We start from the raw sequence: 291 nt of genomic DNA, 5'->3' as shown, positions 1-291 counted from the left end.
CGCGTTTACTCCATATTTTAAAGTGATGTCTAAATTGAGAACTCTTAAAACCATCAGGATGTATAGTAATATATCGCTCCCACATAAGTTGAACTGTAACTCCAACTTTCTTGAGTTCGCGCTCCATTTGTGGAAAAAAATCATGAAGCTTTTGTAGTCTGGGATCTATTGTTTCAACAGTATTCTGTGAAAACAAAACTTCAAGTTCGGCATCTGTTTTGGCATCAATAGCTTCAAAACTTAAGCCTAGAAGTTCAAATAAAGAAATATATTTCTTTACCGTATTTCTTG

General features: G+C 34.0%; 1 pseudogene. It reads right to left on the bottom strand.

Features of this window, described 5'->3' with window-relative positions:
• Positions 1–291 (bottom strand): annotated as a pseudogene (locus tag G6042_RS00455) (IS21 family transposase); the annotation flags it as partial.

This window comes from Flavobacterium solisilvae, from assembly GCF_012911605.1.
GTDB lineage: Bacteria > Bacteroidota > Bacteroidia > Flavobacteriales > Flavobacteriaceae > Flavobacterium > Flavobacterium solisilvae.
This window is presented reverse-complemented; position numbering and strand designations above follow the sequence as displayed.